The sequence below is a fragment of the Shewanella sediminis HAW-EB3 genome (assembly GCF_000018025.1).
Lineage (GTDB): Bacteria > Pseudomonadota > Gammaproteobacteria > Enterobacterales > Shewanellaceae > Shewanella > Shewanella sediminis.
Genome location: NC_009831.1, coordinates 1,054,027 through 1,078,174 on the forward strand (window position 1 = coordinate 1,054,027; position 24,148 = coordinate 1,078,174).

19 protein-coding genes are annotated in these 24,148 nt (G+C 47.3%); 8 read left to right on the forward strand and 11 right to left on the reverse strand.

Annotated elements, in window-relative coordinates; translation table 11 throughout:
• Positions 1-8: 8 nt before the first annotated feature.
• From SSED_RS04565 to SSED_RS04590, 6 genes are all read right to left on the reverse strand, one after another.
• On the reverse strand, positions 9-2,225 hold the full coding sequence (locus SSED_RS04565) for a PAS domain-containing protein (RefSeq protein WP_012141233.1): 2,217 nt from the start codon (positions 2,223-2,225) through the stop codon (positions 9-11).
• 152 nt (positions 2,226-2,377) lie between these two features.
• A complete protein-coding gene (locus SSED_RS04570) occupies positions 2,378-3,052 on the reverse strand; it encodes a TatD family nuclease-associated radical SAM protein (RefSeq protein WP_012141234.1) in 675 nt (224 codons plus the stop codon).
• 126 nt (positions 3,053-3,178) lie between these two features.
• Entirely contained in the window at positions 3,179-6,346 is a 3,168-nt protein-coding gene (locus SSED_RS04575) for an efflux RND transporter permease subunit (protein ID WP_012141235.1), read from the reverse strand.
• Positions 6,346-7,563: an efflux RND transporter periplasmic adaptor subunit gene (locus SSED_RS04580; protein ID WP_012141236.1), complete on the reverse strand. Its 1,218-nt coding sequence runs from the start codon at positions 7,561-7,563 to the stop codon at positions 6,346-6,348. The genes SSED_RS04575 and SSED_RS04580 overlap by 1 nt, the downstream gene beginning before the upstream one ends.
• A gap of 374 nt (positions 7,564-7,937) precedes the next feature.
• Positions 7,938-9,164, reverse strand: coding sequence for an ATP-dependent RNA helicase SrmB (gene srmB / locus SSED_RS04585; protein WP_012141237.1), 1,227 nt, complete (start codon positions 9,162-9,164; stop codon positions 7,938-7,940).
• A 119-nt stretch (positions 9,165-9,283) separates the two neighbouring features.
• On the reverse strand, positions 9,284-10,018 hold the full coding sequence (locus SSED_RS04590) for a tRNA1(Val) (adenine(37)-N6)-methyltransferase (protein ID WP_012141238.1): 735 nt from the start codon (positions 10,016-10,018) through the stop codon (positions 9,284-9,286).
• 462 nt (positions 10,019-10,480) lie between these two features.
• Between SSED_RS04590 and brnQ the strand changes: the two genes are divergently transcribed.
• The 4 genes from brnQ (at position 10,481) to recJ (ending at position 16,078) form a co-directional block, all read left to right on the forward strand.
• Positions 10,481-11,824, forward strand: coding sequence for a branched-chain amino acid transport system II carrier protein (brnQ, locus tag SSED_RS04595; RefSeq protein WP_041421973.1), 1,344 nt, complete (start codon positions 10,481-10,483; stop codon positions 11,822-11,824).
• Between the two features lie 423 nt (positions 11,825-12,247).
• Complete coding sequence (xerD, locus tag SSED_RS04600) at positions 12,248-13,162, forward strand: site-specific tyrosine recombinase XerD (RefSeq protein WP_012141240.1); 915 nt, start codon at positions 12,248-12,250, stop codon at positions 13,160-13,162.
• 301 nt (positions 13,163-13,463) lie between these two features.
• Positions 13,464-14,201 (forward strand): bifunctional protein-disulfide isomerase/oxidoreductase DsbC, encoded by a 738-nt coding sequence (dsbC, locus tag SSED_RS04605; RefSeq protein WP_012141241.1) that lies wholly within the window; start codon positions 13,464-13,466, stop codon positions 14,199-14,201.
• Positions 14,202-14,353: 152 nt separating this feature from the next.
• The gene (gene recJ / locus SSED_RS04610; protein WP_012141242.1) at positions 14,354-16,078 is read left to right on the forward strand and encodes a single-stranded-DNA-specific exonuclease RecJ; all 1,725 of its coding nucleotides are present in this window, start codon (positions 14,354-14,356) and stop codon (positions 16,076-16,078) included.
• Between the two features lie 805 nt (positions 16,079-16,883).
• Here recJ and SSED_RS24795 read toward each other — a convergent pair.
• The gene (locus tag SSED_RS24795; protein WP_190273190.1) at positions 16,884-17,036 is read right to left on the reverse strand and encodes a hypothetical protein; all 153 of its coding nucleotides are present in this window, start codon (positions 17,034-17,036) and stop codon (positions 16,884-16,886) included.
• 92 nt (positions 17,037-17,128) lie between these two features.
• Between SSED_RS24795 and SSED_RS04615 the strand changes: the two genes are divergently transcribed.
• The gene (locus SSED_RS04615) at positions 17,129-18,004 is read left to right on the forward strand and encodes a LysR family transcriptional regulator (protein WP_012141243.1); all 876 of its coding nucleotides are present in this window, start codon (positions 17,129-17,131) and stop codon (positions 18,002-18,004) included.
• 39 nt (positions 18,005-18,043) lie between these two features.
• On the opposite strand, the gene SSED_RS24800 is transcribed toward SSED_RS04615, so the two are convergent.
• Positions 18,044-18,202: a hypothetical protein gene (locus SSED_RS24800; RefSeq protein ID WP_190273191.1), complete on the reverse strand. Its 159-nt coding sequence runs from the start codon at positions 18,200-18,202 to the stop codon at positions 18,044-18,046.
• A 441-nt stretch (positions 18,203-18,643) separates the two neighbouring features.
• Here SSED_RS24800 and SSED_RS04620 point away from each other — a divergent pair, with 441 nt between their 5' ends.
• Positions 18,644-19,648, forward strand: coding sequence for a DUF4062 domain-containing protein (locus tag SSED_RS04620; RefSeq protein WP_012141244.1), 1,005 nt, complete (start codon positions 18,644-18,646; stop codon positions 19,646-19,648).
• A 214-nt stretch (positions 19,649-19,862) separates the two neighbouring features.
• The gene (locus SSED_RS24805) at positions 19,863-20,024 is read left to right on the forward strand and encodes a hypothetical protein (RefSeq protein ID WP_185826767.1); all 162 of its coding nucleotides are present in this window, start codon (positions 19,863-19,865) and stop codon (positions 20,022-20,024) included.
• Positions 20,025-20,227: 203 nt separating this feature from the next.
• Here SSED_RS24805 and rpiA read toward each other — a convergent pair whose 3' ends face one another.
• Positions 20,228-20,884 (reverse strand): ribose-5-phosphate isomerase RpiA, encoded by a 657-nt coding sequence (gene rpiA / locus SSED_RS04625; protein ID WP_012141245.1) that lies wholly within the window; start codon positions 20,882-20,884, stop codon positions 20,228-20,230.
• Positions 20,885-21,066: 182 nt separating this feature from the next.
• Entirely contained in the window at positions 21,067-21,951 is an 885-nt protein-coding gene (locus SSED_RS04630) for an HD-GYP domain-containing protein (protein ID WP_012141246.1), read from the reverse strand.
• Between the two features lie 223 nt (positions 21,952-22,174).
• On the opposite strand from SSED_RS04630, the gene SSED_RS04635 reads away from it, so the two are divergent.
• Complete coding sequence (locus SSED_RS04635; RefSeq protein WP_012141247.1) at positions 22,175-23,107, forward strand: DUF808 domain-containing protein; 933 nt, start codon at positions 22,175-22,177, stop codon at positions 23,105-23,107.
• Positions 23,108-23,171: 64 nt separating this feature from the next.
• On the opposite strand, the gene SSED_RS04640 is transcribed toward SSED_RS04635, so the two are convergent.
• Complete coding sequence (locus tag SSED_RS04640; protein WP_012141248.1) at positions 23,172-24,080, reverse strand: LysR family transcriptional regulator; 909 nt, start codon at positions 24,078-24,080, stop codon at positions 23,172-23,174.
• Positions 24,081-24,148 lie beyond the last annotated feature (68 nt).

Here is a 24,148-nt window from a genome sequence, read left to right on the forward strand (position 1 = left end):
ACCAGGAATCAACTCAGTCTCGTAAATGCCTGACAGATCCGCTGTTCGCCCGTTTGTTTCGCGCGTTTGAGCGCCACCTCTGCATTACTCAGGTATTGCTCCAGACTTTGGTTATCCTGATAGGCGGCGATGCCCATACAGATACCTTCGCCTAATCCCATATCGTTGAGACTACTCATAGATTTTATGGCGAAGTGATGGGCATTATCGGCATCGGTGTCCGGCAGTATGATGATTAACTTGCCCAGTTGCCAATGGGACATCTGGTAGCCTGTCGGTAGCTCTCTGAGAAGTTGTATCTCTACCTCTTTCTGGCGGCTTTCCAATTGACCAATATCACTCATATGGCTGAGCATGCTCTCGGCTGTGATATCGATAAGCAGGAGGCTGGAGTGATCTCTGCTGTATTCAGTCAGAGACTTAAAATAACTGTCGAGATCCCTTAGGTTAACTAGGATGGTTGTGCGGTGAGGCACTAAGTCGCCGCTGTCATGCATGCTGGCCTTGGGCGTCGCTTGCTCGAAGGTGCAGACGATGTATTCGATATCACCGGACGAGTCTAAATTACCTTTAAGGGTCGCTTGTAAACACGCACTATCGACGCTATTGGGTGAGCAAAGTACCTGCCCCTTCCAACTTCCCTGAAGAATGATCTGCTGTAAAATCTGTGACCATTTATTGCCTAAATTATGGTCCAATATTTCGGTTAACTTTTTGCTGCTGCACTCTTTAAGTTGGATCTGTTCGTCGAAGGCTGTGTTGGTTCTTTGCAGAGTTCCATCTGCTGTGATCAACGCCGTTGCAACCGCGCTTTCATTGAGAAGTTGATTAAGGTTGGCCTCATCTTGTGCCTTTTTAAGCTCAGTCACATCTTCAAAAGTGATCAACAGATATTGGTTTTTCTTATCCGGAGTATGCTGTGTTTTGATGTGAGCTATCAGTTTTGCCTGACTCTCAGAACCTGCATCGAATTCACCCTTCCATTCATTCTCTTGTTGTAGCTGGTTCATTATCAAGGAGTAGTCTTCATCTTCCAGATGCAAGATCCGCTGTAAACTCCGATCCAACAGATCATCATTGGGCAGGGCTAATAGTTGAGCCGCCATCTGATTCGCCGAGATAACCCGGTTCTTATCGTTGACTATGATGCTGCCTACATCCCTGTGGAAGAGACTGTTTGACAGTTCTATACTGTATTGTCTGGAGCGCTGCTCGAGTCTATAGGAGTGGCTGAGAATGATCAGCATCGAAGCCAGAAAGGTGAGTACCGTAGCTCCGCCGATAAGGATACTTCGCCATTGAGAGAAGTTTGCAGCAATGTCATCGTTACGAACATAAGAGACCAGAAAATATTCTCTTCGGGTTTCATATTGTGTTGTCAGTTCAACCTTAAGATAAACAAAGGTGGCATTATCGCCGTGGAATTGGCCGAAGTTACTCATGGCCATTTTTCGCCAAAGGGCAGGATAACTTTGTTTGAGGCTCCCTCCCATGGTATCCGGGACTCGCTTCAATGAGGGGCGTGAATCGGCGCCCGCATAGACCAGTCCCTGCGTATCTAACATCAGTAGTGGAGACTCTGTGCTTGAATAGGCGGGCTTGATGCTTTTGAGCATTTTTGACATCGAGTTATAGGTGACTAAGTAGCCCCTGATACTCTGATCGGGATTTTCGAGCCAGGCTAGTTGATACAGATAGGGTTCAAGCTTGCCATTGATAGGACTAAACTCCAGTGGAGAAGTATAGATTTCGTTCCCCCCCATATTACGGGAGCCACCGAGCAAAGAGGGGGGCAAGGGATCATGACTAAAATCATCTGTGGTGGCAAATTTAAAGCTGCCTTGGGGGTCAAATAGTGCAATATCCAGTAATTCGGGAATATTCTTAGTAATAACCTGCCAATTGCTCTTTAACTTATCTTGCCTCTCTATGTTGGGAATATTCAGGTAACGGTTGAGAAGTTCAGATTTGGCAAACATCTGGGTTCTGAATTGTTGAAACGAGACTTTATCGGCGATCAGTGTCCCTACAGCCTGAAGTTCGCTGTATCTCTGAGTGGCCCAGTCTTCCTGCAATCTGCGCTCACCCAGGGTGATGATGACGTTACTGAGTAATACGACGCTAAGCAGCAATAGGCACAGTTGGGTACCAACAGATATTAATCGTTGATTAGACCAATGGATCCCTTGGGCGTCGATAAGCAGAGGTAGTTTTCGCGTCAGCATTTAGAGTTTTAATGTTGTTTATTTTATGGATGCTCATGTTAGCATAAATCCACATTTCAGACACTGCCAGTTACACCCTTCTAACCTAGTGATAATTAATGTGATTCAGATCCATTGCATTTGGTTTGACTGGTATTTTGTCTTATCGTTTACTATCCAACGACGCCGAGCATTCTGTGTTTAAATTCCGCTCCGCTCGTCTCGACAAATTTTCTACACGCTTCTATATCGACACCTTCGAGCCCGTCGATGGCAGAGACTTGAACACTCTTAATATAATCGGGGGCAAGACGAATAAACTCACAGACACTTTGATAGGCGTGCTTAAGTTTAGGTCGGCAGTGCTCCATATAGGCCTGTTCGGTATCGGCATTAAGTGAGATGGAGAGGGCATCTACACAAATCGCGAGCTCCGGTAAAATGTTACGTCTATGAAAAAGGTTACCTAAACCATCTGTATTGACCCTGACATAACCTCCTCTGTTTTTGATCTCTTTGGCTATGGTGAGCAGGGTGTCTAAATTGAGGGTTGGCTCGCCATAACCGCAAAATACATATTCATCGAAACGCTCAACATCGCCCAGCAATGGGATGATCTCTTCCGCTTTTGGCTGATGGTTCAGATCTAATTGATATTCATGAACCTGCTTGCTGCCATTATGTTTTGGACAAAATTGGCAGCGCAGGGTGCAGCGCCCCGTGATATTGAGGTAACGGCTGTTTCGAATATCATAAACCAGTGTTGAGCTTAGCTCATTGGAAGTCGGGCTATTCTCAGCCTCGCTTGTGGGGGCCGTTGTTGAAGCTATTGAGCTGGAGAGAGTCATTGAGAGGAGCAATACTGATGGATAATAGTGATGAGTCTATAGGATCTCCCGCAACTAAACTGTCGGTCAGATCGAAAAAGGGAGGCTATGCCTCCCTTTTATTCTATCTCTATTTTCTTAGAGAATTTAAGCCATATCATCTTGGCTATGTGCGGGTTTTGGTTGCCACCACCAGATATAGAAACGTCGCAGTGCTCTCCCTATCCATGACAAAAGCCGCTTAGCATCGTCGAGTACGATATAAAGCAAGGGGATCAAAATCAGCGTCACCACAGTAGAGAACAAGATACCGAAGGCGAGTGAGGTTGCCATCGGGATCACGATCTGTGCTTGTAAACTGGTCTCCAAAAGGATGGGGACAAGGCCCACAAAAGTCGTTAATGACGTTAAGATAATCGCGCGGAAACGATGGCATCCAGAGTCAACGGCTGCTTGGGTTATCGATTGCCCCTGTGCACGCGCCTTATTTACAAAGTCGACCAGGATGAGCGAGTCATTCACGACGACGCCCGCAAGCGCAACAATGCCACATAGACTGAGGATATTGAGTGCCAAGCCCTGGATCAGGTGACCAAACAATGCCCCTATGATACCAAATGGGATCACGGCCATGATGATCAATGGCTGGCTATAGGATTTAAGCGGTATCGCCATCAAGGCATAGATGGCAAATAGCGCGAACAAGAAACCTTGCACTAAGCTAATTAGTGCACTCTGTTCATCTGCACTGCCACCGTCTAACGTTGTCGAAATTTGTGGGTATTGAGCTTCTAAATAGGGTAGAAACTCCTCCTGAATTTCGGCGACGATTTTAGATGGCTCTACCTTATCTTTATCAGCATTGGCGATAATGGATATAGCACGGCGTCCATCGACACGTGTGATCGATGAGTAGGAGTCCCCCAGTTCAATTTCGGCCACAGTAGAGAAGGGGACTGAGATCCCACTGGGGGTGCGGATCATCATATTTTCAAGATGACCTACAGAGCGGCGCTGATCGAGCGGATAGCGCACCATCACCTTCACCTCCTCCTTATTTCTCAATATCCTCTGCGCTTCGAAGCCGTAGAAACCGTAGCGAACCTGGCTGGCTAGATCCGACAGGGTCAGGCCTTGAGCTTCAGCTTCGGGTTTAATATTGAGGCGGATCTCATGGCTTCCCGATGAATAGTTATCGGAAATGTCATAGATACCTTCATAGGTTTTAAGCTTCTGCTTAAGCTCGGCGGAGGCTAACGCTAGCTGCTCTAAATTACTGGAAGAGAGCCTGAATGAGATATCGGCGCCTGCATCATTGGTGCTGGCATTGATATTAAGCTTCTTGACCGAGAGCTGTTCAGGTATGTTTTCACGCCAGAGGTTGGCGATTCTCACCCCATCGACTTCACGATCTTCTCCTTTGGTGAGTTCGGCAAAGATGAAGGCTGAGGTGCGCGAGCTCATGTCGATAAAGCTGTGCTTAACGACCGGATAGCCCACTTCATCCTCTATCTGTTGATTCATGGTATAGAGCGCATCTTCAATCTCTTTCACCACCTTTAACGTATTCTCTTCAGAGCTGCCAGGTTCCATCTCCAGCTGAACTTGAATAAAGTCAGAAGGCAGATCGGGGAAGAAGACCCAACGCACCGTGCCACTCACAACCAGTGCGATAGAAAGAATGAGCACGCCAATAAAGACGGCTACAACGCTATATCTATTCTTGATACAGGTTTCTAAAAAATAGCGATATTTATGGTGGATAAAATGCTGGACCTTATTGTTAAGTGCAATTTTAAAACGCACAAAGACATTAGGGTTAAGGTTCGGTTTTTTCGGCTTCATATGAGCCAGGTGCGCGGGTAAGATCAGCTTAGATTCTACCAAGGAGAAGGCCAGACAGAGGATGACAATCATCCCAATAGATTTCCAGATGATCCCCTGAGGGCCCGATACCATTAACATGGGAATAAAGGCCGCTATGGTGGTTAATACCCCGAAGGTGGCTGGCATGGCGACCTTTTTTGCGCCTTTAATGACATTATCGAGGGAATGGCCATGCCGCTCGGTTTCACTATAGGCACTCTCTCCTATCACGATGGCATCATCGACGACGATACCGAGTACCAGAATGAAGGCGAATAGGGTTAATAGGTTAATCGACATCGAAAACGGTTCGATAGGCATTAATAATGCGGTGCCTAAAAAGCAGACCGGCAACCCCATCATTACCCAGAAGGCGAGCTTAACGTCAAGGAAGAGGGCGAGGATCAGAAATACCAACACGGCGCCGTAGAACATGTTGGATAACATCATGTTCAAACGTCCCTTGAGGTAATGAGTCAGGTCGCCCCAGGTATCAAGTTTGGCAGAGGCGGGCAGAGTCTTACTACGCTCGGCGATATACTCTTTCACCTCAGCTGAGATATCCAGTGCGTTTTGATCGTCAATACTGGTGACTTCGATAATCGCCGCGGGTTTTCCGTTAAAGCGGGTGTACTCCAGTCGCTCCTCAAAATCATCCTTAATCGTGGCGACCTGTGGCAGCATAATTCGGCTACCGTCGGTTCGGGTCGACACCACGATTTTAGAAAAGTCTTCGCCGGTGTACGCCTGACCTTTGGTTCTCAGTAGGATGTCGCCATCCTGTGCCCGAATAGAACCACCGGGAAGATCGATTGAGGAGCTTTGCACCGCTTTAGCTACCTGGGCGAAGCTAAGCCCGTACTCTCTGAGTTTATCTTCCGATACTTCAATGCCTATCTCGTAATCACGGACGCCAGTGACTTTTGCACGAGTTACCGAAGGCAGTGAAGTGATATCTTCTCTGATACTCTTAGCCAACTCCTTCATCTCATGCAGGTCGAGATCACCATAGACAGAGACCCAGATAACATTGTTTTCTGGTTTGATACGGAAGATGTTAGGTTTTTCGATATTATCCGGGAAGGTTGAGATGGCATCGAGTCTGAGTTTTGCTTCATCCAGAATATCTTGAGGATCATAGCTGTCCTGAACCTCAATCGTCACCGACCCCACGCCTTCACCGGCGACTGAGGTGACTTTTTTTATGCCATCAATATCCTGAATCGATTCCTCAATCTTTATGTTGATCCCCTCTTCGATCTCTTGGGGAGCTGCGCCAGGATAGGCAACAGAAATTTGCAGATAGTTCAGTTCAAAAGAGGGAAATATCTCTTTATTGATGACAAAAAAACTACTGAATAGCCCCCCGAATATCAGGAAAGCCATGAGCAAATTAGCGGCAACCGTATTTCTGGCAAACCAAGCCATTATCCCTGTTTGTGGCGCCATTATTGATCACCCGCCGCGGCTAAACGCTGCTCTTTTGCAATATCGCTTTCGGGAAGATTAGTGCCATTTTTACTCGCTTCACCTAATATTTTGACTAGTTGGCCGGATGAAATATTTGTCAGCTTAGTTAACGAGACACGCTCGCCGTCTTGCAGGCTATCTTTAATATAAACATTATTGACATCGGTACGCACGACATTGACTTCACGAACCTCAACGATGTTATCGGCTGAGATCACGGCAACCTGACCATTACGGACAATATGGCGAGGGAGTTGAACGATGCCATCTACGGTGCGGCCTTTAATGATAGCGGTGACAAAACTGCCATATTTAAGTGGTAGCTGTCCCTCTTTACGCCCCTCTCTCAGGTAAGGGTCTTTAATTTCGGCAACCAGATAAACCATACGGTTTTCGGCATCGATCACCCCTTCGCTACGGATGATATCTCCTGTCCAGGTCACGGTTTTTCCGGCAAGAGATGCACTTAAGGTGACTTGAGTATCCGGGTTGTCCACCGATTCGAGATAAGCAAGGTCGTTATTGGCGAGTGGCAGACGGATCTCGGCAATACGAGTGTCATAAAGCTCACCCAGGTTAGTGCCTAAAGTCACGTATTGGCCCAGATCTACGATTCTTGTCTTGATGATCCCCTCAAAAGGCGCACGAATAACGGTTCTTTCAAGGTTACGCTTAGCGCGTGCGAGTGAGGCTTGGGCAAATTTAACGTTTGCCTGCTCTTTCTTGAGTTGAGGCAGGCGTAACCCCAGCTCTGGCGGGAGTCCACCGTCATAGCCTTTCCAATCATTCTTGGCCACTTCACCGCGGGCTATCTCCTCCTCTAAAGCTGCTTGCGCTTGGGCCAAGCTGGCCTGGGCTTGATTGAGATCTGCTTCATAATCCGATGGTTCAATTGCAGCAAGCTGTTCGCCCTTTTTCACGACACCACCGGCAACAAAATTGGGAGAGATGGTAAGCAAACGTCCCTTCACTTCTGTGACCAGTTGGGTCTTGTTCTTTGGAGTGACGACACCATATGATGGGAGGTTCAGGGAGACTGTTTTCTGCTCCACTTTAACCACATCGACGATTGGGACTGGTTTCTGCTCCTCCTTCTGTTCAGGAGCCTCCTTGGTACTAATGAGAAGCCAAGCGGCTACGCCAAAAAAGACAAGAATATAGAGGGGAGTTAATCTCCTGAGTATTGTTTTTATCATTGTTATCCCGCTTTTCCATGCTGAAATTCTTCTAAGCCCTAAATTACCAGAGTAGAAGGACGGGATACATCTGTTTTTGTAAATAAAATGTATCATTTGCTACAGGGGAGCCTGAGGTGAGCCGTAAAATATGAGTTAGAAGTTGTTAAAAGTACTCTCTTTTTTATTTTTAGGCCTCGAAGGGATGAATGTTACGAACTGTAAGCGATGGCTTATAGGGTAAGAGATCCTTGAGGTTCCTGAATCGCCAATCTCCATGTAGGAGCGGCTTTAGCCGCGAATTGCCTATGTTTCTTTTCAGGCAAAAAAAAGAGCCGCTGATAGCGGCTCTCATAATAAAATTTAATTAGAAACTAAATGCTTACATGTAAGGCTTACTTTTTTTTCTTTTTTTTGTTTTTCTTGCTGAAAGTTTTTTCAGTCGGTTTTACTTTGTTCTTTCCCGGTGGCTTAGCTTCTTTATTTTTAGGTCTGAGATCTTTGATGAATCGACGCTTAAGTGGCTGATCCATGTAGCGTTCAATCTTACCAACGACGCGAATGTCATGGGCTTCGACCAAAGATATTGCCGTGCCTTTCGCACCTGCACGACCGGTACGACCGATACGGTGAACATAAGTATCGGCAGATCTAGGCATATCGAAATTGATCACATGGGTGATGTCATCGACATCGATACCACGTGCGGCGACATCGGTAGCCAATAACACATTCACTTCACCTTTAGTGAAACGTCCGAGGGCTTGGAAGCGCTGCTTCTGCTCCATATCGCCACGCATAAAGCTACATGGAATACCGGCTTTCTGCAGTAAACCCTCCAGGCTAGCGACCGCTTCTCGAGTCTTAACGAAGACGATGGCACGCTTTGTCTCTTCTTGTTGCAATATGCTACATAACAGATTGAATTTATGGTCTTTATTGTCGGCGATATGGATCCACTGATGTATCTTTGCCTTTTCACTGCGCGGTGCTTCGGCTTCAACTTTTACCGGGTCTGTCAGCAGTTGATGAGAGAAGCGGCCTACGTCACTGCCCTCTAGCGTGGCTGAGAACAGCATGGTCTGTTTACGGCCCACTGACTCGATAGCTAGGGTTTCGACTGCGGCAGAGAAGCCCATATCCAACATTCTGTCGGCTTCATCGATGACCAGCATTTCGACCTCTTCGGCATTAAACTGACCCTTGTCGAGGTATTCCATCAGGCGGCCAGGTGTCGCCACCAGAATATCGACGTTACCTTTCAGTGCATCCTCTTGAGGCCCGTAAGGCACTCCGCCTGTGATGATGACGGTATTGAAATCCAATTCGGAAGCCAGATGAGAGGCATATCTGTGGATTTGACTCGCGAGTTCACGTGTTGGAGTCAATATCAGGATTCGGGCCTGACCTGAAAAGCGTCTCGGGAAGTCGATAAGATGCTGAAGTGCCGGCAACAGGAAGCTGGCAGTTTTACCTGTACCTGTCGGTGCACGCGCAAGAATGTCCCGCTGATCCATGGCCAATGGGATCGCTTGTTGCTGTATGGTGGTAGGCTTGTGATGGCCCATGGCTTTCAATGACTCTAGTAAAATAGGGTCAAGCAGGAGGTCTTCAAATTGCATGTGCAGCGTCTCAATAAATAATAGCCGAACATTATAAAGGTTAATCGCACTAACTTAAATCATTAGTTGAGTCCAATGAGGAAAAGGGGCTCAGGGTCGTTAAAGTGCGCCGATTGGCATTAGTATTTCAGATAAAATCCGGTGATCAACAGCTTCATCTCTTCGGTGTAGCTGCCATCGAGCTCCTTGATACAAAAATGTTCAGTGGCACCTTCATTGGGCTTAGCCGACGCATCGGTGCTTTTATGACAAAGGGTGAAGAGATGCCTATGTGGTGTTTTTCGCTGAGAGTCTGAGATATCGGTCACCTGACTAAACTCAAGCGAGGAGTCTGCAAGTACAAGCCCGAACTCACTCATACTCTGGCTGGGTAAAATCAAGCTGGCCGTGCCGTTTGGCGCAAGCAAGGAGCCGATAGCTTCGAGTAGCGCACAAAAATCCAATGTATCGGTATGGCGAGCCTGGGCCCTGAGTCTATTTTGCGATTGGGTGCCACCTTTAAAGTAAGGCGGATTACAGATGATATGGTCGAACAGAGACTCCTCACTCTCTTGATGCTGCTTACTGAACTCCTGCACGCTCGAGTGCTTCACTGTAAGCCGGGAAGTCCAGGGAGAGGCCTCAAAATTCTTTTGGCAGGCGTTTACCGCGGTATCATCGAGCTCAATCGATGTGACCTTAGCGTTACTGCGCTGAGTCGCCATTAAACTGAGTAGACCGCTGCCGGCGCCGATATCCAGAATGTTTTGCGCATCGGACAAGGGGGCCCAGGCACCCAAGATCACGGCATCTGTGCTGACGGGCATGCCGCAGCCAAAATCGTCTATATGAAACTGTTTAAAGGTAAAGGCCATCAGGATTATTTACTGCTGTATGAAATTGGCGGGAATTGTACTCTATCGCGAGGCTGATGAGGAGTAGGCTTCTGCGCTCTTAATTTGTTGCGTCACTGTTAATCTGGTCGTGCAGGGCCCATAAATGCTGGGGCTTAGTGATCTTTGTTGCGCACTTGTGGTTTTAATGTTTTGTTTTCGATGCTGTTTGTTCCCGTTTTGAGCCGTTTCCTTGTCAAACTCTGATGATTTTGGTAATAGTATGCCTCCGGAACCTGGTTTCTAACCCCGTTTCGGCTAGGTAAACCAGTTTTAAACAATTTTAGCGTCAGATATTCCCGCTTCTGTTCATAAACTCGCCAAGTATCGGCCAAATTTACCACGGACCCGTGTAATTGAAAGTTTACACACAATTTTTTATCTCTATGTTAGTGGTGCCTGTGATGGGCGTAATAATTTGAGATCGTTAAAAAACACAAGATGATGGGGCAAAAAGTGCAAAATAAACAGATGACTATGGGTGATACCTTAGGGTTAGGGTTTATGACCTTCGCTTTCTTTTTAGGAGCGGGTAACCTGATTTTTCCACCTCTGGCCGGCTTCCTGGCTGGTGAGAATATGACACTGGCCATGATTGGCTTCCTGATCACCGCAGTGACCTTACCTCTGATAACGCTGGTTGCCGTAGCGAAAGCAAACGGTAAAGTGATGGGGCTTTTGCCAGCGTTCGCCGCCACCGCTTTTGCCGTCGCTATCTATATCGTTATAGGTCCTGCTTTTGCCGCTCCTCGTGCCGGGCTTGTCGCCTACGAGATGGGCTTTAAGCCCTTCCTGGAAGATAGTAGCGCGACCTTTATGGTGGCAGGGATCACTCTGAATGTATCTCAACTGATCTATTCGGTGATTTTCTTTGGTGGCGCCATGTTACTCTCGCTCTACCCGGGTAAGTTGCTCGATAGTGTCGGTAAGGTGCTGACCCCTATCATGCTGATACTGCTGGTCGGTTTAGCTGCTTCTGTATTCCTCTTACCCGGCGCTGAAGTGGGTCAAGCCGTTGGTGATTATCAGTCGAGCCCGTTAACCAAAGGGATTCTGGAAGGTTACAACACCATGGATACTCTGGCGTCGCTGATCTTCGGTATGCTGATCATCGATATCCTTCGCAGGAAAGGGGTGAGTGATAGTAAGCAGCAGACTAAGTATCTGATAAGAGCTGCATTAATTGCCGCGGCCGGACTCGCATTCGTCTATATCTCACTTTTTTATCTTGGTGCGACAGCCGGTGATATCGCCGTTGGTGCCGATAATGGTGGTGTGATCTTAACCAATTATGTGAATCATGAGTTTGGCAGCCTGGGGCAGATACTACTGGCTGCCGTAGTTACTCTGGCTTGTCTGACGACGGTTATCGGCCTGGTTACTGCCTGCTCCGAGTTCTTTAATGAGTTATTTACCAAGATCTCTTACCGTAAATTTGTCATTATCATCAGTGTGATATGTGCAACCGTTGCTAATGTTGGTTTGTCACAACTGATCAGTATCAGTGTGCCTGTACTCTATACCATCTACCCGGTGGCTATCGCTTTGGTTGCCGTCACCTTCTTGACCGAGAAGTTCCCAATGCCGGAATTTTCTCATCGTATCGTGTTGAGCGTTGCTCTGTTATTCGGTGTGATCGATGGTCTGAAGGCTGCGGGTTTCGATATCACTCTGACCGACTTTATGCCTCTGCATAATGAAGGAATGGCCTGGTTACTGCCGACCGCTTTGACTATCCTGGCTTGTCTGTTCATTAAAAAGCCAAAGTCTGAGCCACTGTTGAACTGATTTCCTTTCGCCACTAACCTGGCGATATATACCCAAACAACCTCGACATGCAGGATTCAGCATGTCGAGAAGTGACAGAGTTCAAGGTCGTTAATTGCTCCTGCATTAACGACATTCCCACCATCCGTGGTGGTCTTCATGAAATTGCTGGACTAGTTATTCTAATTCAATATTTCATAACGCAGAAACATGTTACTTCTCGCCTTGCCCTTCGGGAGCTCCCGTAGAATACCTGCACTGCGTTAGTGATATTGAAAAGGGACTAACCATTCCCTTCTATCACTGCCTTGTTCTGCTATCCTACGGGAGCTCTGAAACGAGCATTTTGAAGTGGCTTGGGTATATAATAAGGCGTAGCTGTTTTCAGCTACGCCTTTTTTATTAAAATTTCTGTCAAGTATGTTAAATCACTAAGGAAACAGATTGACCGAGTCAAGAGAAGAAACCTATTGCCCCGATCCTCTGATCGAACTCTTTCTCGATGACTTGTGGTCGAGCCGCGGCTTGAGCGATAACACATTGTCGGCCTACCGAACCGACCTCAATCATTTTGACCGCCATATTCAGCGCTCTGGCCAACAATTGACCGAAGTTTCTCAAGAGGGGATCCGGGGTTATCTGGATATCCGCTTCGAACAGGGTTTTGCCCGCACCAGCAGTGCCAGATTGGTGAGTAGTCTCAGGCGCTTCTATGGTTTCTTGGTTATCTGTAAGAAGATTGAGATTAACCCTACTGCGCAGATCAAATCGCCAAAGATTGCCCGTAAGCTCCCGGGATCACTCAGTGAGTTCGATGTCGACAGGTTACTCTCTGAGCCCGATGTTGAGGACTCGATAGAGTGCCGGGATAAGGCGATGTTAGAGCTACTTTATGCAACAGGATTGCGGGTTACCGAGCTCGTGAGTCTGACAATGGAGCAGCTGAGCCTGCGCCAGGGTTTGGTTCGGGTGATAGGTAAGGGAGGCAAGGAGAGGTTAGTGCCAATGGGAGAGCTTGCGGTCGATAATATCGAGTACTACCTTCAGGGAGCGAGAGCCGAGCTGTTAAAGCAGAAGCAAAGCGATGTTCTTTTTCCCTCCAAACGTGGGGTGATGATGACGAGGCAAACATTCTGGCATCGGATTAAACTCTATGCCCTGCGTTCCGGCGTCTCTACCGAGCTGTCCCCTCACACCTTAAGACATGCATTCGCCACTCATCTGCTGAACCACGGGGCGGATCTTCGTGTCGTACAGTTATTGCTTGGCCATAGCGATCTGTCGACGACTCAGATCTATACTCATGTCGCGAAGGCGCGCCTGAGCCAGTTACACTCTGAGCATCATCCACGGGGCTAAGCCATTGTTGGGTTAAGGTATTGGGTTAAGGTACTGGATTAAGTTACCGGGCCGGAATGTGACCCTACTCTCATACAAGAATAATTAATGGGATTTTATCGCAGAGATAGCTTTCATAGTTTGCTAATACATAGTGTATAGTAAGCACGCACTAATCTGCTTACAGTTATTATTTGCTTTATTTACATTGAAATTGTAACTTTTCAGGCCTTAATAAGGTCTAATCTTTTATGAACATACCCGAGCAGCAATGACTGAGTAGATTGGGTATAAGTAAACCCTACAAAGAACAGGATATCTAATGAAGTTTACCCGAGCATTTTCTTTGATTTTAGCTGTGGTATTAGCCCCTTTTGCTGCTGCCGCACCGAATACTCAATCCAATACTATTGCTAACAGCGCAGAGCTAAAACAAAAATTAACTGAGACCTTAAGCGTCGAAGTACATTCGCTTCAGCAGTCACCCATTCCAGGTTTATATGAAGCTTTAACCGACCGCGGTGTGCTTTATATCTCTAAAGATGGTTCTAAACTGTTTCACGGCAGCTTATACGATCTAGACAAAGGGATGAAAAACCTGACCGAGGCGGCCATGGCGGGTCCTCGTATGAAGATGATTAAGCCACTCGAAGATAATATGTTGGTCTATAAGGCTAAAAACGAGAAGCATGTCGTCACCGTATTTACCGATATCAGCTGTGGATATTGCCGTAAGTTACACAATCAGATGGATGAGTATAACGACTTAGGCATTACCGTGCGCTATCTTGCTTTCCCGCGTCGCGGCGTCCCATCTGCCAATGCCGATGAGATGGAAGCGGTATGGTGTGCAGCCGATCCTCTGACTGCCATGACCGAGGCAAAGGCTGGTAAGAGCATTAAGACGGCAAAATGTGATGCAAAAATTGCAGAGCAATATCATCTTGGACAGAGCCTGGGTATTAACGGTACGCCGGCAATTATCTTAGAAGATGGCAGCATGATCCCGGGCTACCAACCACCTAAAGATCTACTGCGAGTATTAGAATCGACCAATTAATTTTAGTTGCTTCTATTAAAAGGCGAGCTTAGCTCGCCTTTTTTGTGTCTTAGCTAAACCAGTTTGATATGCTATATCTCTCAGCACTACGCTCTTCGCCACTCTCAGTGAACTGAAGCAATCGATATAACCCGGAATAAGGCAGTAAATTAGTGATCCATAAGATTGTTCGCCGTCCTAAGGTCGATGATAGTCACCTTCCCAGTACTCTTTCGCCGCTCTTAAAACAGATCTACGCCAGTCGTGGTAGTTCAGCCGAAGATTGTGAGTTAACACTGGCTCGCTTATTAAGACCCGATACCATGAAAGGGCTTGCCGAGGGCGCAGCCATCATTGCCGATGCTATCAAGGCCCAGCGTTCAATTCTCATCATGGGGGATTTCGATGCCGATGGGGCAACCTCGACCAGCGTCTGCATGCTTGCCCTGACTATGATGGGGGCCACTAAGGTCGATTACCTCATTCCTAATCGGTTCGATTATGGTTATGGCTTGAGCCCCGAGATCGTCGCCGTCGCCCATAGCAAGGGGGCCGAGTTATTGATCACCGTAGATAACGGGATCTCATCGATAGAGGGCGTTGAAGCGGCAAAAGCCTTAGGTATGCAAGTTGTGATCACCGATCACCATCTGCCGGGTAAAACGGTGCCCGATGCCGATGCCATCGTTAACCCGAACCAGGTCGATTGCAACTTCGCGAGTAAGTCGATCGCGGGGGTTGGGGTGGCATTTTATCTGATGTCAGCCTTGAGAGCCGAACTGGGAAAGCGTAATTGGTATCAGGAGCAAGGCCTGGTGGTGCCCAATCTGGGGCAACTGCTGGATATCGTCGCCCTGGGCACGGTTGCCGATGTGGTCGCCCTAGACAGTAACAACAGAATTCTGGTCGAAGCGGGCCTGCAGAGAGTCAGAGCGGGCCGTTGCCGTGCGGGAATCACAGCGTTACTGGAGGTGGCCAAACGCAATCCGGCGCGTATTGTCGCATCTGATTTTGGTTTCGCTGTCGGGCCCAGGCTCAATGCGGCGGGTAGATTGGACGAGATGGCGCTAGGTGTCGAGACCCTGCTCTGTGACGACATGATGACAGCAAGAAGAATGGCGGCCGAGCTCGATGGACTCAACGCCGAGCGGCGCGATCTGGAAGCCGATATGCAGCAGGAGGCGTTAAAGAGCCTGGCATCGGTAGAGCTCAATGAAGAGGAGCTTCCCTGGGGGATTGCTCTTTTTCAAGAGGACTGGCATCAAGGCGTGATAGGCATTCTGGCCTCGCGCATCAAAGACAGGTACCACAGACCAGTGATTGCCTTTGCCGATGCGGGAGAGGGAGAGATAAAAGGTTCGGCCCGCTCGATAAAAGGGCTGCATATGCGAGATCTGTTAGAGCTGATTAATACCCGTCACCCGGGAATGATCCTTAAGTTCGGCGGTCACGCCATGGCGGCGGGTTTGTCCCTAAAGGCGAAAGATTTTCCCGCGTTTGAGCAGGCTTACGACCAGAGTGTCAGAGAGCTGTTAAAACCCGAGCTGTTAACCGGCGAATTAGTCACCGATGGTGAGTTGACCCCGGATGAGATGAAACTGGATATAGCGTGGGAGCTCAGAAATGCAGGCCCCTGGGGGCAAGAGTTCCCCGAGCCGCTGTTCGATGGTTATTTCAAGGTGATCCAGCAGCGCATTGTGGGTGAGAAACATCTTAAGTTGGTGTTGGAAACCGAGTGTGGCCAGACCATGCTCGATGCTATCGCCTTCAACGTCGATCTGACCACCTGGCCGGATGCAACAATCAAACATGCCCGGGTGGTGTACAAGCTGGATGTGAACGAGTTCAGAGGCAATCAGAGCCTGCAGTTGATGGTGGATCAGATTGAGGCAATGTAGTTCGTCGGTGTAAGGATACACCGTCTTTATCCTTTTTTAGTTAGCTCAAAACTTAATTGATGTTCGTGACCTATGTTTGAACTCATAAATTCATCGTTGTCTATTGCTTGCTGCAGGCTTATGCGCAAACACTTCGGTGACTCGGTGAATAGAAACCTATGGTTTCTGTTCTTATGAACGAGCGGCATGGATGCCGAACTGGTTGTTAGATATGGATATCGTTGCAAGTACAGTCTGACCGCCATGGATGGTGGGAATGCCGTAAAATGTAGGGAACATTTTCGGCCCTGTGGGCTCTGCCGTGACAAACAACCTCCATGTTTAAATGCCAGTTCGATATCCCTATCTCTCGCTTGGTGAGTTTCACTATGTGAAACCTCGCCCTGTCACGGAAGGTCACCGCCGCGTTTACGCCTGATTCTGGTTTCGAGAAAGGTATCTCTTCGATTTAGGTTCTCTGTTACAAACACGTTTTAGGCAGAGACACGTTAGCGCTTAAGCTCTAAAATCTGCGAGTTGCATTACGATAAGGGATAATTCTATACCAATTTGTACATTCTATTGCCCGGTAGATGATGAGAGAACTAGATAGGTCACGACTCAAGCTGACTGATAAGCTGGTATCAGTTGTTTGAGGAGAGGGAAGAAGTTGGTATCTGGCGGGGCCACTGAATTATTTCATATTTTTTGCTGGTAGCTTTGGCTCTGCATAAAGACTAAATCTTCAACATGCCCCAGAGAATGCCAACAAAAATGTACCAGGCCCTCATTCGAAGGCCCCAGGCATTTTGTCAGGCGGCAGAGCCTACGCAGCAATGGCGTCGATTTTGTCGTTAAGCTTCACCGATCCACTCTTATCTGCACTCTGCTTTTGTGATTGATGAAATGGACTGTCTTCGGCCAAAGGGGCGGCGGCACTCAATAAAGCACTTACCCACAAACCTTCAAATTTTTTCATAATGACTCCGGTATTTAAGATCGAAGTCAAAGTACGTGAGCACGGTTTATAAGTAAAATGAATTTATTCCATCAAGTAAATTTCAAATATGCATGAATGTACCGATTAAGAATCTACAGTGTTTCCTGACGTTAGTGGAAACCCGCAGTTATACCCGCGCCGCCGAGCAGCTGCATCTTACTCAGCCCACGTTGAGTAAGATGATAAAGCGTCTGGAGGATACTCTTGAGCAACCGCTACTCATTCGTAATAATCAGAAGGTGATATTGACCGAAGCCGGCAACCTGCTGGTTAACAGCTCGCGCAAGATAGTGGGCCAGTGGCATCGATTGCAGGAGGATCTCAATAATCTTAAGGGCCTTAAAACGGGGCAATTGAGACTCGGCGTATGCCCCATGATGGGGGGGATCATCATCTCCTTGCTGTCAGAGTTTCGCAGTCGCTACCCTGGAATAGAGCTTCAGATACAGGAGCTGGGCGGGTATGGCGCCGAGGAAGCTCTGCTCAATGACAGTTTAGATCTTGCATTCACGGCCCTGCCGACCACCCATGCCGAGGAGTTTCATTGTCAGCCATTAGAGGAATATCCTCTGCAGGTGTGCCTGCCGATAAAACACCCGCTTGCAGATAAAGAGTCTATCACCTGGCCTGATTTGGCGGGCTTGCCTTTCGTGCTCTATAACGACGATTTTTCTCTGGCGAAGTTACTCACCCGTTTGAGCCGGGAGGATGGCGTCGAGCTCAATATCGCCTCTCAGAGTGGTCAGTGGGACTTTATTGGCGCCATGGTCGAGTCCAACGTCGGCGTCGCCATATTGCCTCAGCCCATCTGTGACAAAATAGGCTCAACTAAACTGGTTTATAAACCCATGTCCCCCATGCTGACCTGGGATCTGGCGCTGATCTGGCGTAAGAATTTACCCCTGACCCCAGCCGCGGAAGCGTTTGTAAAGCTGGGAGAGGGATGATCTTTAGCCTTCGAATGAAGACTGATTACATTTTTTGATTTAGCTTCTGCCTGAGTCGGTATTGGAAACGTGGTTGAAGGTTTTACCTTCATGATTATCTAACGCCTGCCCGGCGAGGGGATGTGCAGATACTTCTGTGACACGACACGAGTATATCCCTATAGTCTCGGCCGTGACATCCATGTCACGGACGGTCACAGTCGCATCCACACTTGATGATTCACAAGAAGGTGTTCTCCCCGATTGAGCTTTGTTACATCTGCCAAAACATCTGACCTACAGGGACGTAGGGAATGCCGAAAAATGTCTGGAACATTTTCGGCCCTGTTTTCGATACCCTCAGACGCATCCACACCTGGATATTCAAAGAAAAGTTTCTCTCTTAGATTAGGCTTTATCCGCTAAATATCAGCTTACTGTGAAATTCAGTAAAGTCTTATGTAGGCCTCATAAACCCCACGCATCTTTATACCGAACAGTTTTGAGTGTTTTTCTCCACGAAGAGCATAATAATCCTTTTGCAGCAATGGGTTGTAGATGATAGTTTTAGCTAACTGAGCAAGCAGCCAAGAACGTTATCGTGCTGCGATTGAATAAGCTGTTAGAGTTACTTGTCTAATTTAATTAAGGAGTTTAAACGTGGAAAGGAAACATCAAGTTTTTGTGTCATCGACCTATAAAGATTTAGTCGAAGAGCGTAAAGAAGTTATTCATGCCTTATTGGAGCTAGATTGTATTCCAGCAGGGATGGAGTTGTTTCCTGCCACTGATGAAGATGCATGGTCTTTAATAAAAGAAGTTATTGATGATTGCGATTATTATTTGTTAATCATCGCTGGAAAATATGGTTCAGTAAATGTTGAAGGTATTGGATATACCGAAATGGAATTCGATTATGCCATTCTTCAAGGCAAACCCGTAATGTGTTTTGTACATGAAAGTATTGAAGAACTTAAAGTAAGTAAAGTAGAAACCTCAGAGCTAGCTAAAGAACGTTTAAATTTATTTCGGAGTAAAGCACAAGAAAAGCATTGTAAATTTTGGGTGTCCGCTCATGATTTAGGAGGAAAAGTATCCAGAAGTCTTATCCAGCTAAAGAAGAAACACCCTTCTGATGGTTGGGTGCCAGGTCGATATGCAGCGGATCAAAAAATGTTAGCTGAGATGGAAAAAATGAGAAGTAAAGTTTCCGAGCTTGAAATGGAGCTGATGATATCTAAAGACCCCAAACCTGCTAACTTTGATGAATTGGAAAGTGGTAGTGATATTTATTCTTTTCCATTCGGTTTATTCACGGATAAAACTAGGAAAGAAAGGGAGTCTGTTAATTTAGGAGTTACTTGGGATAAGCTTTTTTCCTATTGTGGTACAGTTTTGTCTGGGGAGTGCACGAAAGAAGAATTAGCTGAAAAAATCAAGCTGGCTTATTATCATGCAATCCCTAAAGAACTTAAAGACTTAGTAAAATATGAAGATATTGTTTTACCTTTTGTATTAATAGATCAAATTCATGTTCAATTTCAAGCTCTCGGGCTGATGATAACCGGTCAGAAAAAAAGGGCTGTAGCAGATAAAAATACTTATTGGGCGCTTACTTCGTTTGGTGAAAAGTACTTAATTCAAATAAGAGCGTTAACAAGGTAATTCTAATAAAGCAATTAAGAGTGACTCCCAACGCTTGGCACTTTCAGTTCAAGGTTGGGTTTTGTGTTTACGGTGCAATGGTTTAGGCTAGGTGGCAGCGTTGCTCACACCTTAATGCGGCGTTACCTCATATCCGATTGCCATGCTTTCCTGATCAAAACTTCATAAACTAGAGTCAAATCTCTAGCTCATTGGTGTCCTGAAATGAGTTAGCTTGAGAATTCCACAAAACCAAATTCGAAGAGAAGAACATTCAGGTGTAAACGCGGCTGTGACCTTCGACATCAGGGATGATGTCGCAGAGCCCACAGGGATTGTGCTTGCGGCGTGTCGCAGAAGTGTTTGCACATTAGGCGAGCCGCAGGCTATAGATTAAATTGAAGCCTTGGTTTCAGAGAGCCAACCAAATAGCAAAACCTGCCCAATGAACCCAATCTAAAAAGATATTTGAAACTTGTTATCCGACAAGTAAACACAGTCCATGTACAAAAAAGCCACCCGAAAGGGTGGCTTAGCTAAACAAGTTCCTAGGCTCTAGTACCTAAAAATCTAGTCACTTCTGAGAAGCAATAAAACGGTCTATTTAACTGTTTTAACTCCTTCAGGAGAACCCACTAGCAGTACATCTGCGCCACGCATGGCAAATAGTCCGTTAGTGACAACACCGACGATGGCGTTGATCTGCTCTTCAAGTTCTTTAGGGTTCATTATCTTCATGTTGTACACATCTAAGATAACGTTGCCGTTATCTGTGACAACACCTTCACGGTAGACAGGATCGCCGCCAAGTTTTACCAATTGACGAGCAACATAAGAGCGCGCCATAGGGATAACTTCTACCGGCAGTGGGAACTCACCCAGAACATCCACCTCTTTAGTGTTATCGACGATACAGATAAACTTGTCTGCAACTGCTGCGACGATCTTTTCACGTGTCAATGCAGCTCCGCCACCCTTGATCATATCCATATGAGCGTTGATCTCATCGGCGCCATCGACATAGACAGATAGTTCGTCGACTGAGTTGAGATCGTAAACCGGGATCCCTAATGCTTTCATCTTCTCGGTAGAAGCTTCAGAGCTTGATACTGCACCATCGATATCGGCTTTCATCGTTGCCAGGGCATCGATAAAGTGGTTCACGGTAGAGCCTGTTCCTACACCTACGATACTGTCTTTCTCGACATATTCCAGTGCAGCCCAACCCGCGGCTTTTTTCATCTCATCTTGTGTCATGGTAGCGTCCTGTAAGGAGTATATTCAAAAATTCTGACGTTATTATACGCTCACTTGGTTGAAACTGCAGTGCTAATCCCTCATTTTCGAGCTAACTCGGTTAACTAGAGCTACCGGCGGTGCCTGCATGTTTGTAGCCACCAGGTCGGCTTTTTTGAGAAGCGGTATTCCTCAATGGCAAGCTAACTAGAGCTACCTGCGGTTCCTACCAACTTCTGCCACCAGGTCAGATCCTTTTTAAGTAGGGGGAGGGCGCGGTGGGCGAGACGACTAATCAGTTTATGATCGGCTGTCGGCTGTAACTGTTCGGGAGTGGCGACCCCACCTGTTGGCTTGAGGCTTCTGACACCCTGTTCGATAAACAAGCTGAACTCTCCGCCACAATTACGGCAGCAGGTCATATCGCCTTGCTCCATCTCCTTGTAGACCACGACAACCGGGCCGCAATTAGGGCAGACCTGCATGGGAGTATGGTGATCGCTATGTAACACTATGGCATCGATATCGTGCCTATCGATGGAGCAGAAATGTTCAACCACATTGCTATTGAACTGAGATCCACTGTGTTGCTGCAATATGTCGAGAGCCTTATCGACCCCCATCCCATTGCGGTAGGGGCGGTAAGAGGTCATGGCATCGAAGGCGTCGGTAACCGAAATAATACTGGCATCTAAATGAATTTGAGTTTCACTCAGACCGTTGGGATAACCTTTACCATCGGGTCTTTCATGGTGGGCGAGAGCGCCGTTAATCGCTAAATCTCCCAAGGGGTGATGTTTGAGCACTTCGGCTGCGATACTCGGATGAGTTTTAATGACCTCATATTCGTCATCGGTGAGTTTTCCTGTCTTATTCAAGATGGCATCGGGAACCCCCACTTTCCCTAAGTCGTGCAGGAAACCGGCTAAACCTATACGCAGACGGGTTCTTTCATCCAGATTCATCTCAATGGCCACCAGTTCACTGAGTTGAGCGACGCGCCAGCAATGACCACCTGTGTAGGCATCTCTTGCTTCAACAACGGATGCCATAGAGTATAAAGAGCGGAGTAAGTCGAGAGATTTCATTGGTTATCCTTATGATTAACAGTCCATTTTAATACATCAGTGGGTAATGCTAATTTGCATTCACCTAATAGACCGTGGAAGTAGGAGTAAAATGTCACGCACTCTATAAATTTAACTATAGGCCAAAGACGGTGGCAAAAAAAAGATTGCAGGAGTAGATTTAGACCCAGTCAGAGTTATTCTGATATGTCTGCTTGTGGGAAAGGGAATCTGGAGAATATTTATGGCTGGAGCTAGCCTGTTGTCATTGTTGGATGATATCGCATCTATCCTGGATGATGTCGCGGTAATGAGTAAGATTGCAGCACGAAAAACGGCCGGTGTGTTAGGTGATGATCTCGCACTCAATGCCCAGCAGGTGTCGGGCGTTAATGCCGATAGAGAGTTACCCGTTGTCTGGGCCGTCGCCCTAGGCTCGCTACGTAATAAATGTATCTTAGTACCGGCGGCGCTGCTTATCAGTGCCTTTATCCCCTGGGCTATTATCCCTCTATTGATGTTTGGTGGCCTTTTTCTCTGTTTCGAAGGGTTCGAGAAGCTGCATCACAGTTATGCAAAGAGGAAAGCTAAGCAGTCAGGAGAGCACTCTGATGAAGAGGTGTTACCCGAAATTGATGACATTAAGGCTTATGAGCAGCAGAAGATCAAGGGGGCGATTCGGACCGACTTTGTTCTGTCGGCCGAGATAATCGCCATTACCTTGGGGGTCGTTGCCGAGAGTAGTTTTACGACTCAGGTATTTACCCTCTCTGCTATCGCATTAGTGATGACCATAGGTGTATATGGTTTGGTCGCCGGTATTGTGAAGTTAGATGATGCCGGGCTTTATCTTAGTCAAAGACAAGGTTCTGGCTTGCTGACCCGTTTCGGTCGCTGGTTCGGCGGTGGGCTTGTGAACGCGGCTCCTCACCTGATGAGAGGCCTCACCATAGTCGGCACTATCGCCATGTTTATGGTGGGAGGGGGGATTCTTACCCACGGTCTACATGCCGTGAGTGTGCAGATTGAATCGATTGCCCAGTGGGTCGAGCAGTTAGCCGCAGTGGGGCCGACACTGGCCTTTATCACACCGAGCCTGCTAAATACGGTGTTTGGCGTCATAGCCGGAGCATTGGCCCTGTTGATTGTGTCCGGATTCCAGAAGTTCAGAAGCTGATATCCATCCCGGCATTGGTCAGGCATTTTGCTCGGTCATCTACATTCGGAGCAGCCGATGCTTATCAGGTTTCAGCGCTTTGTTTGTGGGTACCAAACCGCTCTTTCACCATGTTAAGCATAGCTTGGGCTGCGAATGAGAGCTGCTTTCCTTTTTGCCAGTATAGGGATAGTTCCCAATACAGCTCGGAGCTTTTCAATGGCACATGGACAACACCGCTTACGCTATGTCGTTCGGCTATCAGCTTGGGAAGCACCATAGTGCCGGCTCCGGCAGCCACCAAAGCGATACCAAAATCGGGGTGACTCACACGGGTGATATTTTTTGGGGTGAAGCCCGCTTTCTCACAGGCGTCGAATACCTGACCATAAAGGGCAAAATCATGTTCGAACATGATCTGGGCTATGTCGGATATTTGGCAAAGCTGAAGGGAGGCTTCGTGAGCCAGGAGATTATTCTTGGGCAGGACGACGACCATAGGGTCTTCGTGGATTCTGATCCCGTCGAACTCTTTGTCGAATGAGATTATCCCCGTTGCCAGCTCAATCTCTCCTTTTTGAAGCGCGAGGGTTTGCTCGACTCCTCCCCGTACGAACAGATTCATCTCAATCTTAGGGTAACTGTCTTTGAACTTGGCTATCACGGGAGCAAAAAGCTCGGCGCTGCCAAGCGGAGCCAGACCAAGCCTTAGCTCTCCCGAGGTTAAATCCCGTTGAGAGGCCAGCTCATTGAGCATCCTATGTCTTCCAGCTAAGAGCTCGATACCGTGGCGATAGACCACTTCACCTGCGGATGTCAGCTTGAGTTGGGTGCCGCGTTTACCTCGCTCGATCAAGGTTAAGTCCAACTCATGCTCGAGCCCAATGATCGCCTTAGAGAGTGCGGGTTGAGTGATATGGATTTTTTCAGAGGCTTTTGCAAAGCCGCCAGAATCGACGATGTCGATGAAGTAGCCAATCACTCTGAGATCCATTTGTATTACCTTTGGTTATGCTTTCTATTCTTAATATTCATTTTTTTTATCTTTTTAGCAAGCGTAAA

Excerpts from the sequence above, each read along its gene's own strand:
- dsbC (WP_012141241.1), top strand. The coding sequence starts at position 13,464 with ATGAAGTTTACCCGAGCATTTTCTTTGATTTTAGCTGTGGTATTAGCC.
- SSED_RS04630 (WP_012141246.1), bottom strand. The coding sequence starts at position 21,951 with ATGAAATCTCTCGACTTACTCCGCTCTTTATACTCTATGGCATCCGTT.
- SSED_RS24795 (WP_190273190.1), bottom strand. The coding sequence starts at position 17,036 with ATGAAAAAATTTGAAGGTTTGTGGGTAAGTGCTTTATTGAGTGCCGCC.
- srmB (WP_012141237.1), bottom strand. The coding sequence starts at position 9,164 with ATGCAATTTGAAGACCTCCTGCTTGACCCTATTTTACTAGAGTCATTG.
- SSED_RS04575 (WP_012141235.1), bottom strand. The coding sequence starts at position 6,346 with ATGGCGCCACAAACAGGGATAATGGCTTGGTTTGCCAGAAATACGGTT.
- SSED_RS04565 (WP_012141233.1), bottom strand. The coding sequence starts at position 2,225 with ATGCTGACGCGAAAACTACCTCTGCTTATCGACGCCCAAGGGATCCAT.
- SSED_RS04570 (WP_012141234.1), bottom strand. The coding sequence starts at position 3,052 with ATGACTCTCTCCAGCTCAATAGCTTCAACAACGGCCCCCACAAGCGAG.
- SSED_RS04640 (WP_012141248.1), bottom strand. The coding sequence starts at position 24,080 with ATGGATCTCAGAGTGATTGGCTACTTCATCGACATCGTCGATTCTGGC.
- rpiA (WP_012141245.1), bottom strand. The coding sequence starts at position 20,884 with ATGACACAAGATGAGATGAAAAAAGCCGCGGGTTGGGCTGCACTGGAA.
- SSED_RS04580 (WP_012141236.1), bottom strand. The coding sequence starts at position 7,563 with ATGATAAAAACAATACTCAGGAGATTAACTCCCCTCTATATTCTTGTC.
- brnQ (WP_041421973.1), top strand. The coding sequence starts at position 10,481 with ATGGGGCAAAAAGTGCAAAATAAACAGATGACTATGGGTGATACCTTA.
- SSED_RS04615 (WP_012141243.1), top strand. The coding sequence starts at position 17,129 with ATGAATGTACCGATTAAGAATCTACAGTGTTTCCTGACGTTAGTGGAA.
- SSED_RS04590 (WP_012141238.1), bottom strand. The coding sequence starts at position 10,018 with ATGGCCTTTACCTTTAAACAGTTTCATATAGACGATTTTGGCTGCGGC.
- SSED_RS04635 (WP_012141247.1), top strand. The coding sequence starts at position 22,175 with ATGGCTGGAGCTAGCCTGTTGTCATTGTTGGATGATATCGCATCTATC.